9 protein-coding genes are annotated in these 10,183 nt (G+C 49.8%); all 9 read right to left on the bottom strand.

What is annotated here, in order from left to right:
• Positions 1 to 281: 281 nt before the first annotated feature.
• The 9 genes from VGA14_RS07960 to VGA14_RS07920 all read right to left on the bottom strand — a co-directional run bounded on the left by VGA14_RS07960 (position 282) and on the right by VGA14_RS07920 (position 9,968).
• Entirely contained in the window at positions 282 to 2,015 is a 1,734-nt protein-coding gene (locus VGA14_RS07960) for a hypothetical protein (RefSeq protein ID WP_331003225.1), read from the bottom strand.
• A gap of 106 nt (positions 2,016 to 2,121) precedes the next feature.
• Positions 2,122 to 2,700 (bottom strand): hypothetical protein, encoded by a 579-nt coding sequence (locus VGA14_RS07955; protein WP_331003224.1) that lies wholly within the window; start codon positions 2,698 to 2,700, stop codon positions 2,122 to 2,124.
• A gap of 84 nt (positions 2,701 to 2,784) precedes the next feature.
• Complete coding sequence (locus VGA14_RS07950; RefSeq protein WP_331003223.1) at positions 2,785 to 3,582, bottom strand: tyrosine-type recombinase/integrase; 798 nt, start codon at positions 3,580 to 3,582, stop codon at positions 2,785 to 2,787.
• 17 nt (positions 3,583 to 3,599) lie between these two features.
• Positions 3,600 to 3,758 carry a hypothetical protein gene (locus VGA14_RS07945; RefSeq protein WP_331003222.1) on the bottom strand — a complete coding sequence of 53 codons (159 nt, stop codon included), beginning with the start codon at positions 3,756 to 3,758 and terminating at the stop codon, positions 3,600 to 3,602.
• 1 nt (position 3,759) lies between these two features.
• Complete coding sequence (locus VGA14_RS07940; protein ID WP_331003221.1) at positions 3,760 to 4,203, bottom strand: hypothetical protein; 444 nt, start codon at positions 4,201 to 4,203, stop codon at positions 3,760 to 3,762.
• A gap of 33 nt (positions 4,204 to 4,236) precedes the next feature.
• Positions 4,237 to 5,865, bottom strand: a complete 1,629-nt coding sequence (locus tag VGA14_RS07935) for a hypothetical protein (RefSeq protein ID WP_331003220.1) — start codon at positions 5,863 to 5,865, stop codon at positions 4,237 to 4,239.
• Positions 5,866 to 6,501, bottom strand: coding sequence for a hypothetical protein (locus VGA14_RS07930; RefSeq protein WP_331003219.1), 636 nt, complete (start codon positions 6,499 to 6,501; stop codon positions 5,866 to 5,868).
• Between the two features lie 175 nt (positions 6,502 to 6,676).
• Positions 6,677 to 8,719, bottom strand: a complete 2,043-nt coding sequence (locus VGA14_RS07925) for a glycosyltransferase (RefSeq protein WP_331003218.1) — start codon at positions 8,717 to 8,719, stop codon at positions 6,677 to 6,679.
• Between the two features lie 604 nt (positions 8,720 to 9,323).
• Complete coding sequence (locus tag VGA14_RS07920) at positions 9,324 to 9,968, bottom strand: DUF1326 domain-containing protein (RefSeq protein WP_331003217.1); 645 nt, start codon at positions 9,966 to 9,968, stop codon at positions 9,324 to 9,326.
• Between the last annotated feature and the right edge of the window lie 215 nt (positions 9,969 to 10,183).

The raw sequence follows: 10,183 nt of genomic DNA, 5'->3' as shown, positions 1-10,183 counted from the left end.
AAAATTTGTCTGACGGCGCTATACTCGGCATGATTCTACCCCGACAACCTCACTATAAGATTTTTCTAACCGATGACCAGATGTTTGCTCGGCGGGCCTAGAGCGATGCATTACAGCGGTGCATGCAATATTAGTCATATTTTGCGATGTACGAAATTCGTGCCGTAATTTCGCGGTTTGCATGACATAGAAAGGGCTACGATAACGATTCATGTTGCTGTTGTGGTGATACCCGCAAGTCAACATGCGATATTCGTTAACATCGTTTTCATTAAACGATGTCATGCTATCTTCTTCACCAACCGTGGGTATGCCAGCATGTCGTCTTGCATCTCTACGATGTCATTCATGGGCCAAGCCTTACTTGCGGCAGACTTGTGAGACATTACGAGCCCGTAGCTGTCATAAATGTCACGCATACGTTTCGTGTCTACCTTTAACAGGTCTTTGATTTTTGCCAAGACTAGCGTTTCAGGCTTGGTTCGCCAGCGACCGATCTCTAGCTTCAAAGCCTCTTTTTCTCTCGTCGAAAGTGTGTGCTTAATGTCTTTGCGTGTATGCAATTCTGTTACAGTGCCATCGAATAGTTTGAAAAAGTCTTCTTTGAAATACTGCCAACCATGACGGCCGAACACAGCACCTTCTACTCTCTGATTATTTCGTAATTGTTCTTGTTGGTCTTCGTTCAGCAGTATGTAGCTTTTTGACCTGAAGTAAACGAGATCGCCTTTGCCTTTAACGTCGAGAGTTATTGGTATGCTATTCTCACCGTCTGTCAACTCGAAGTGTTTGCCAGACATATCAGAGGGTGAAAAAATCGAGTCTGTGTCTGTACCAAGTATAGGCGTAGCGCAGGCATCAAATAATCGAGACATGGTAAAGTGCGAATGTGCAAGTATCGTAGAGAATGCGAAAAAGTTGCTAGTAGGCGCTATGACTGGTATTGCTTGACCAAGCTTGCCGTAAGTAGAATTGAGCAGAGCTTTTGCGCCCATTTTCTCAATTTCTGTCATTTTGCCGTCTAAGCGGCTTATCAACAGGCCTACATACTTACCATGCATCTTATCGTCGTCTGTAAATGTCGGCTTGAAAGTACGTGCAATGTGTACCGGCTTCGCTTTGGCTGCGGTCAAGTCGAAGCTGTGATACAGCCCTGTGATTATGCCGGTCGCGTAAAAGTTGTTCTTGCCTCTTAGAGGCAGCCCCCACATGTCATTATTTGTCTCAAAGACCCCTTCTAGCCAGCCGAATCGTTCAGGGTCGCCTATTACCACTTCATCTTCACCGCAAGGCACGGCGCCTGTAATCTCTAGAGCGCGTGTAGCGGCTATTGAGGTCGGGTATAACGACCTGACATCATTATACACAACGTTTGGGCTGTAGCCGTTTACGAAGCATTCAGACCTGCCTGCAAAGCAAATATTTTTGACCATTCGCTCTAGTGGTGGCACGATAGCTGTCTTCTTGCGCAGTTGCAGTCGTCGGGGTAGCCTAAATTCAGTCTTTGACCATGTGCCAGAAGTGGCGTATTCGGCCGGGTCTATACCGAAGTTTTCATGCAGCCAGCCCACTATTTTCGAGGTAATTAATGCGTCTTGGCCAGAATACCTTACAAAGCCATCGTGCTCTTGTTCATTTTGCCAGTGCCTCATGCCCAGCCATGCAGGCCGGTCAAGCTTTGGTGTGCCTACAACCTCGCCACAATCTTCGAGCTTGTATAAGCCAAAGCTGTTTAGAAGTGGCCGGGTGTCATAGAACCAGCAATTAAACCCGCGATAAGTCACGTGAGCTCGCAACTGTGCGCCCAAGTATTTTGCCTCAACATGCTCTTTACCAAGCCACGAAACCAGCGAGCCTAGCTCTGGCAAAAGCACGAAAGAGTACATTCTTTTAATATGGTGATGATTGTCTAGCCAGCGCTTTAATTCGTCTGTACCTTCTATGACAAAGACTTTATCGCCATTGCTGAATTGCACCGACTGAGTATCTTCTGGCTTGTTTGCACGGCCAGACATCAGAAACTCACTATCGTAACCCCAGAATACCTTATGCTTCGTTGTCATCTACATGCATGTATTCTTGACAAGTCGGTTAGTTAGCGATTAGAACGACGAAAATAGGTTATTTTTTCATCAAGCTTCGCTCAATTAGTCGGCACGGCCAGCAGTCTTTATGTTTGCAGATATAGTTCTTTTTACCGAATTCGAGGGCACGAGCGGCCTTATTGCTCACTCTCACTAGTGCGCTTTTGGGTGGTAATTCATACCGTTCTCGCTTACTACGAAAGGTGGTGACCGCGATATTCTTTCGCTTTGCGAAGTCGTCTTCAGACTCTAACACTGAATCATAAAATTCTCTAAAGATCTCTTTGTCTTGTTCTATGCTACGTTTGTCTGGCTTGCGTTTTAGGTTAGGGTAAACGTTTTGCAAATACCTAGTAAAGTATTCTTCGATATCTAGCGCAGGCGAGAGTTTATTGTTGATGTCATGAATCTGCATCGCAAGTAATGCCTTAAGCAATAAAAGAAATTCTGCATAATTGCCAGCAAGACGTTCGCCATTTGTTTTTATTTCAAAGCATATCTCTTTGGGGTTCAGTTCAAACCTTCTTTGAAGCAGAATCTTGAATTCATCGCCTTCTGACGTAAGAATAACTCTACTCTCGTGATACGGGTCTTCTTCTTTGTAGGTGAATGACACGAGAATATCTTTAGTCTGCCAATCTTTAACTTTGGCGATGTTAGTGCCGCCTTCTCATGTTAAAAAAGACCACGGCTGATCAATCTAGAGCAGCCTAAACGCCTGTTCAAATTTCGCGTACTCTTGCTTCAGCTCGTCTGCAAGATAATGTGCCCTCACGCCCGGTAGGCTGTGACCTGCTAGCCAGTCGATTTGATCACGGTCTGCGCCAGACTTGCGAGCGTAGTTGTAAAAGAAGTCTCGGCAGTTGTTCGGCCTTATCGTAGAGTTTGCAGACTTTAATGCGTTTACGACCCTATGGTACGTAAAGTCAAAAATACGCTCGCTTGTTGCCGTCTGCTTTAGTTCTTGCAACAGCCTAGCTACGTCTTGGTGCAAAGGGTTAGGTCGGTAAACCTTTTTGCCATGTCTCTCGTTGATATTGACCCAACCGTTTGTAAAATCTATTTCGTGCCAACGTGCTTTTAGCAGTCGTTTTGGCCGTAAACCAGTAGTTGCGCACAGTGCGATATACGCCTTAACGTGCTTGTCTTTAATCTCTCGTATTACACGCTGCATTTCTTCGACTTTGGGCGCTATTATCAGGTTTTTAGGTATGCATAGTCTTTGCTTTAGTCGTAGTCTTGGCTGGCCGGTGTAATCGCACCAGTGATTCACAGCAAAAAATGCGCCGTTGTATGTGTAAGCATTTGCATACGAATTTACGAACTCTTCAGGCGATTTACCGCTTTCAATAAACTTGCCTACACTGCAAGCGTTGTTTTTTGCCGTGTCAAGTTCTTGACCTTTGCCGCCTTGTTCTTTTGGCTGTTGTAGCCATGCGATGAATTCTTGTTTGTTGAATGTCTTTGGTGCATTGCCAATCTGGTAACCCGGGTTCAAATCCCGGCCGTCGCATTTTATTGTGCACTCCCGCACGCGCAGAACCCAAACTCGTCGATGCGCTTGCCACACTTCTCGCACTTTTCGCCGTACTCTACTTCCCACGCGCGCTTGCCGTACAGCTGGTAGTGGGTGTCGTCCTCCTCAGGAATGTCCTCGTCTTTTTTATCAGTCATGCTACTTCATGGCCTTCTTGGCGTTTGACTTGATTATGACAAGCGCCCTGTCCGCCGCGTCCTTTTTTGGAAGCTGTATCATAAAGACGTTCTGCGAGTTCGTGTAGGTGTTCTCGCTTGGCGCAAGCCCGAGGAGTCCGCTTTCCGCAAGCGCCTCAAAAAATTCCAGCATGTCATTTGCGTAGAGCAAAAAGTTCTCTTCAAAGTCGGTGCCGGCAAACTTGACGTTCACGTCAACAAAAACGTCCTGCCCATCGTAAAAGATGTCAAGCATCGTTTCTGCCGCCACTTTCTTGCCGTAGACTTTTTGCAGCATCTCGTCGTATTTTTTAGCGCTCACCAGCACGCACGGAACCTTGCCCCCCGCAAACTCGACGAGGGTTGCGCCCTCTTTGTGCAGGTTGGCCTTGAACTCTTCAAGCGTCACAAAGTTCCGCTTGGGCATCTGCTATCACTGCGCAATCCCGCAAAATAACCTTTAGCAGATGCGGATGGACTTGGCCAGCATCAGCGCGCGCTGCGAGTCGTCTTCCACGAGCTCGCTGTTCTTGTACTTGTTGCTGAAGTAGATGAGGTCTATCATCTTGCACCGATCCATCGTGACCACCGCGCTGCCGTTTGTGCCTGCCGACGTGTTGGCGTTTGTCAGGATGACCAGCTTGTCCACAAAGCCCGTTGTTTTCAGCGTGTTTGATATCTGCTCAAAGCTCTTGGCGTGGTCCTGGTTGATGACTATGGCGACGGCCACTTTTGTGCCGTAGGGGTCGGAGAACATCACGTCAAATCCCGAACCGTTGGCCTTTTGCGGCTTGGCTACGGCGCCGACTTCGTGGGCGTAATTGACCAAGTTGCGCACCGCGTCGCGTACGCCGGCTTCTAGCGTGGTAATGTCGTTGCAGTTTCGGCGGATCTTGATGAAGTCCGATATTGGGACATCCATGACGCTTCCGCGTATCCTAAGGCCTGGGTAGACGTTCTTTATCGTGTCGTCAAGGGCCTGCTCGTCTATGGTCGCGCATTCGCGCTTGCCAGAGTTTTCCACTGTGTGGTACATTATGTTGAGCATCGACCTGACGTTGCGGAAGTCAGAGAACTCGTCGTAGATTACCTTCACCTTGGCCGCAAGGTCCTTTTCCTCTTCCGGCGTGAAGCACTTGCCGGCGTCGTGGTGGCGTATGTACTCCATTATTATGTCAAGTATTTCCTCGTAGGTGTTCGAGCCCGCAAGGTCGACCTTGTAGTTGGCTTTTTCCAACCTGTCAAACACGGACGCGTTTGCTTGCCTTATCTCGTTGTACGAGGACGGGGTGAATATCAGCATCAGTGCTGCGGCAGGGATGTGCGCGTTTATCACAGCTTTTACAAACTCGGTCGTTTCCCTGTCCGACTCGAACTCGTCCAGCTGGAAGACGGTTATCCGCTTTAAGAATCGCAGGTTGAGCGACGCCAGCGCTGCAAGGCTTGCGATGATGTCTTCAAGGGTCGACACGTTCTGCGCGTCTGCCCTGAAATTGCCTTCGACTACCAGTTTAAGTATCGTGACTTCAATTGGCGAGAACTCTTTTTTGAGCACCTGCGTCAGTGCCGAGTAATTGGGCACCATGCCGTTGTGAAGCACCAGCTCGGCCTTGTCCTTAAGGCTCCTGCCCGATATCGAGTCCATGAATCCGTAGTTGAACACCTTACGCGCTGTAGAGTCGCGCTCGGCCTTTTCACACACATAAGCCACGACGGCGCGCCTGATAATTGCAATGTATTCGTCGGTAAAGCCCCCCAGCATCGCGCCATAAAGGCTGTTCATGTTCCTTGGCGACACCACTGACAGGTCAACATAAGACGCAACCGTGTTGTTGGCTACTTCCTTGAGCCCCTTGATGTGGAGCGCAAGGTGGGTCTTGCCAGAGCCCACGTCCTGTATTACTGTAAGCAGGCGAAAATCTTTGTCAGTGGCGGTGCCCCCGCTCACTTTTGAATGCAGGTCTGAAAAGCATGAAAGCACTGCGGCCTTGGCCTCCTTGTGGCGCCTGCCGCCGAGGATCTGTGCGTCCATGAGAGTTGGCGTCGGGCTGCTTGGGTAAGGGTTCTCTTCCAACCTGTACGGGTACACCTAGATGCACCTCACAAAACCGTGAAGCAGGCCCCGGACCATCACGCCCTCGCCCCCGCCGGTGGAGAGCTCGTACTTGTCCTGGTACTGGCCGGTCAGTTCGCCCACCAGGCGGTAGAACTCGTCGTTTGAAAGACCACACTTGGCACAAACGTCGTTTCGGATCTTGGCTAGTTCCACCCAGCCTATCGACGACGATGAGTTTGCAAGCGCCGCATCAAACTCGCCCTTGAAATCAGAAATGCTCACTGTCCTGCTAGGAGCCGCAGACGCATGCGCGGTGGCAGTCACGCCCCGCTCTGAAACAAGCCTTGCTAGGTTGGAAACGTTGCCGGCAAGCGTTTCGATGGCGCGCGCGACTTCCTTTGACGAGCTCCTCAGAGTCTCTTCTACCGACTTTATCATGTCGTAGGTCAGTCTGAACCTCGGGTCGGTGTTCAAGAGGCTCTGTACGTAGTGGCTCTGGTGGAAGCAGTAGTAGGCGCTTCCGCGTTTGTCGATGAATACCTCGCCCTTGCTCACGAGGGCCTCAAGTGCCGAATCGATCTCTCCAAGCTCCTTGCGCAGATCAGCCTTTTTCGCTCCGGCCGACCCCGCAGAAAGGATCTTATTCATCAGTATTTCCTCTGCGGTCATGAGGTAGAGGGCCTAAATTGTTATTTAAGTCCAAGAGCAACTTTTCGCTGCACTCTTGGTGAAACAAATTACACAAGTGATGAACAACGGTTAATATCCTTGGCTCTCATGTTTTCCTTGGGATGATGATAACTCTTGTCTGCATTATGATGAAAGAACTAGGGTATCTGACCAGTCACGTATGAACGGTGGCGGTCGCTTCCTGAAAGCGCTTTGTGCCCGCGATCCTCATGGCGGCAAATATCGAGAGTATGACTGCGACCCACGCCCCGCTGATTGTGAAGTTCGTAGGACTGATGTAGATGAAAGGTATCGCCTCCTCGATGCTCTCCTGTATGATAAGCGAGGCTGCGTGCATGTCTGCCATCGCCACGCCGTAGACTTCGGTGTGGGGCTCCTGCACTGACAGCTGCGCCGAGCGCACTAGCATTGCGTCAAGCTGCAAGTGAAGCACTGCAAAGTCCGTGCGGGCGGTCGGGAAAAGCCAGACGGGGTTTCCCTTCTCTGGCATCAGCCTCTTGGCCATTCCGACGTATTCCGTGAGCTGTTCGGGAGTCTGCGCGGTCTCGGCCCTTGAAAGCAGACCCAAGGATTGCTCCAGGGGGTATATCGACGCGTAGTAGCCATAGTAGGCAAGGCCGGCCCCAAGGAGCAGGAACGCAAGCGTGCCGGGCAAGAGGATCTTCTGCCCCGCGGTTTTTTTGGGCTGCACGACGGCGGGCCTTGGCGATTCCAGGCGGTGGACCTTTTTCCTGCCAAACTGCGAGTGCACTATCGTCAGGTACGCGACGTAGATGAAGCCGATAGTGGGCATCGCTATCAGCGGAGCGTACAGGCCGTTGCCCGAAAATATCGCCACGAATATCGAGATCACGCCATAGACTGCAAAGAATATCTCAAGCAAGGTCGTCCGGGTGAATGGCAGGACGTACTCTTTTCCGCGCCAGTCATCGCCCCTCTTCACTATGCCGAACTTGGGCGTGCGCAGAAACTCGTTCTTGCGGCCGAACAGCGCGTCAAATACCCCCACCGAATTGTTGACGGTCATCCCTGCCGCAAAGAAGTTCAGGAAAAAGAACTGCTTGGCCTTGCCCTTCCACTGGCGCTGCCAGACCTTGTTTATGACAAGCAGGTATCCGCCTGGCCCTAGCGCGATGTATATTGCGCTCACTGCAAGCGGTGCCCAGTCGCCCTGGTACAGCGTAAAGTCCATCGCAAGGAGCATTGGAAATATTAGGAACTGTGCAAGGAAGAGCGGGTTGACGATGTGGCGGGTCATGTGCACCATCGCCTGCACCTTTGATTCGGCCGTCACCTTGCGGTTTATGATCACTTCCACCAGCAGCTTTTGTGCGACCTGTATCGAGCCCTTGGCCCATCTGAACTGCTGGCGCTTGGCAGCGTTCATCTGCACGGGCAGTTCTGCGTCGACGACAAAGTCGTCCAGGAATTTGCACTTCCAGCCCTTCATCTGGGCGCGGTAGCTCAGGTCCATGTCCTCCACAAGGGTGCCCGTGTGCCAGCCGCCCGCGTCCTCGATGCACGACTTCCTCCATATCCCTGCCGTGCCGTTGAAGTTGAGTATTATCTGGTTCTGGCTCTTGGCCTTTTGCTCCACCAGAAAGTGGATGTCAAGCGAGACCGCCTCGGCCCATGTCATCGTTGAGTAGTCCTCGTTGACGTGGCCCCATTTGCACTGGACAAAGCCCATCTTGGGGTCGCCAAAGTGGCCGAGAAGGTGCTTCAAAAAGTTGGCCGGCGGGATAAAGTCGGCGTCAAATATCGCAATGAATTCGCCCGTTGCGCTCTTCATCCCTTCCTTGAGCGCGCCGGCCTTGTACCCTGTCCTGTCGGCCCTGCGCACGTGCACGATGTCAAAGCCCTTGAAGCGGTATTCGTCGACAATTGCGCGGATGAGGTCAACCGTGTCATCATCCGAGTCATCCAGCAGCTGTATCTGCATCTTTTCTTTCGGGTAGTCCATGCCGCAGACCGCGCTGATGAGCCGGCGGGCCACGTACTTTTCATTGTATAATGGCAATTGTATGGTAACGGCCGGCAGCGAGGCCAGAGACGGCGCCCTTGCTATTTGGCGCGGGCCTTTCTTGGTCTTGGACTGGTATGCCAAGTAGTAAAAGTTTAGAGTATAAAGCATGATTATCCACGAGACAATGATGAACACTGTGTACAGGAATGGGCCCGGACCGTACATCACCATTGCTAGTGCAATACGCCTGACTTGCTATTTATAGATACTCGATGCTAAATACACATAGTATTTATCAACGGGCTTGTGTACAAAAATAAGCAAAAAGTGCTCGATACCAAGTGATGTGCACATGTACTATTAATCAATACTAGTACGCTGCTTTGTTGGACAAATGATTATCTACTAGGACAGCGAAGGCAGGCGCGCTGACAAGTATAGTCGAAAACACAGACATTCCAAGGATTACAACCAGTGGAATAGTTTTTAGCACTCTGGCATCTGAAGCCCCAATCATGTCAAATACCCATCTTTGCTGTTTTATTTAAGTGCGATTGTACTAATCGAGACTGATTATTGTTGTTTTGCATATACAGTACAAATCCTTTACCATAGTTGTAATTCTTTAGATTCAGCAAGATATCATTTGAGGTTTATTCTTCTCAAAGGACATTTTACTCAAGATCAATAGGCAATGACACTAGCCTTTACCTTGCACATACTCGCCTAGTATGCGTGAGTTGAGCACAATTAGCTCTGTTGATGGCTTCCGCACGTTGCATTAGTAGTGATTATGTAATAATCCCTGAGATAATGATAGTAGAGCGCAGAACTATTAGGGACCAGTCCAGTTGAATGGAATGTGCTTGCTCGAGTTCCCTTTTCTCTTCCAGCTAAAGCGCACTTCTGGAGCAGTTACTTCGTCTGCTGTCGCGACTCCCCACGTTGCGACCGTACCAGGTCCTACTTCGCTTCCCGGAGCGTTTAATGTTTGGACTCTCTTGCCCGGTGGAGTCATGGGCCCAGTCAATGCTTCAGCTGCAACAGTAACCTTTCCGGGAATTGTTGCACTCCAAGATGCTAGGTCTTCTGCTACTTCAAATTTTATGGGAACGAAATTCATTCCGCGATCCTCTCCTATGAGCTTTGCAAAGTTTGCCATGAATCCTCCTGCCTTACCTGTAAATATCATCTGAAGAGCGTGTCTCTGTTGGTGGTCAGCTCGCTCGTCAAGAAAGAATGCAACACTCGCTTTTGTTTCACCAGCCCAGATGTTGCCTTTAAAGTACGAAAGTGCAAGTACATTCAGCCCGTTAAGTGAAGTTTCGCCATACGTCCCGTTCCTGACATGATACGCCAAGACGCCTTCGCATTGTCCGTTAGTAGGAGCTTGAGCAAATATACACGGACAAGGAACACTGCAACTGCAAACATCAAACCAGTCACCTGAAGCTGTCCATTTGGGTATTTCAGAGCTCATGTGAATTAGTGGCATGTGGAACTATTTTAGTGTGTAGGACCAATGTCATCTCATGAATAACAAAATTAGCCATTATGTTAAGCCAGAATCAGTACCTTTTGGCCTCTTCCCCCAAATAACCTACGACCTTTCCGAATTCTTCCATCGATATTGCAGGCGAAATGACAGGATCGGTCTTGAAAATGAAGAAGAAAACTGCAGTCTTCCTTGTCAGC

The organism is Nitrososphaera sp. (assembly GCF_036397675.1).
Classification (GTDB): domain Archaea; phylum Thermoproteota; class Nitrososphaeria; order Nitrososphaerales; family Nitrososphaeraceae; genus Nitrososphaera.
Note: the sequence above shows the minus strand (reverse complement) of the source record. Positions and strands in the feature narration are given on the sequence as shown.

Coding starts and splice junctions, on each gene's coding strand:
- VGA14_RS07960 (WP_331003225.1), bottom strand. CDS start 2,015: ATGTCTGGCCGTGCAAACAAGCCAGAAGATACTCAGTCGGTGCAATTC.
- VGA14_RS07925 (WP_331003218.1), bottom strand. CDS start 8,719: ATGGTGATGTACGGTCCGGGCCCATTCCTGTACACAGTGTTCATCATT.
- VGA14_RS07945 (WP_331003222.1), bottom strand. CDS start 3,758: ATGACTGATAAAAAAGACGAGGACATTCCTGAGGAGGACGACACCCAC.
- VGA14_RS07920 (WP_331003217.1), bottom strand. CDS start 9,968: ATGAGCTCTGAAATACCCAAATGGACAGCTTCAGGTGACTGGTTTGAT.
- VGA14_RS07940 (WP_331003221.1), bottom strand. CDS start 4,203: ATGCCCAAGCGGAACTTTGTGACGCTTGAAGAGTTCAAGGCCAACCTG.
- VGA14_RS07930 (WP_331003219.1), bottom strand. CDS start 6,501: ATGACCGCAGAGGAAATACTGATGAATAAGATCCTTTCTGCGGGGTCG.